Genomic DNA, 622 nt, shown 5'->3' on the forward strand with positions numbered 1-622 from the left:
GGGGTCTCCGTCGCCGGTGGCGACATAGACGTCCAGGCCGAGGCGACCGGGGTCGTCGCCCTCCAACGCGAGGGAGCGAAACCCCTCTTCTTCCACCAACAGCCGCACGATGCGATGCGCGACGTCCGACAGTTCGCGTGTCTCTCGGGCAGCCGCTCCAAGCGCCACGATCTTGGCGTCCCGCACCATCGGGGCGAGCGGCCGTACATCGTCCAGTGGCTCGTCAGGCTTCCTGTTCAGGAGCACATGGGAGTTCTGCCTGATCCATTCGGTGGCTGTCTCCACTGGCCTGCCCTTCATCCCCGAGCTCCGCTTCGTGCGGACCACTCCAGGAGATCGTCCAACCTCAAGCTTGGTGGAGGTCAAGGAGCCGCGACGTCGAGTTGGCGCTCATGGTGGGAGCAGCCCGTAGTGGCTCAGGTACGGATCCGAAGGCGTATCGCGACCACCGTGACTCCGTGGAAGACACAGACACGGTCCCTGTCGCAGGTCAGGATTCAGGGCTCCACCATCATGCTGGGCGACGCCGAGGGAGACCTCACGCCGGACGAGGTGGCCCGTCGAGCCCGGGAACTCTTCCTCTGATGGATGATCCGCCGGACAGCCCCCAGCAGCCCTGGCC

Annotated in this window: 1 protein-coding gene and 1 pseudogene; one reads left to right on the forward strand and one right to left on the reverse strand. The window is 65.9% G+C overall.

Going from position 1 to position 622, the window contains the following annotated elements; translation table 11 throughout:
* A pseudogene (locus KUM32_RS35705) lies at window positions 1-285 on the reverse strand (erythromycin esterase family protein); the annotation flags it as partial.
* 165 nt (window positions 286-450) lie between these two features.
* Between KUM32_RS35705 and KUM32_RS44825 the strand changes: the two are divergent.
* Window positions 451-585 carry a hypothetical protein gene (locus tag KUM32_RS44825; RefSeq protein ID WP_302182380.1) on the forward strand — a complete coding sequence of 45 codons (135 nt, stop codon included), beginning with the start codon at window positions 451-453 and terminating at the stop codon, window positions 583-585.
* Window positions 586-622 lie beyond the last annotated feature (37 nt).

The organism is Streptomyces sp. AC627_RSS907 (assembly GCF_019049165.1).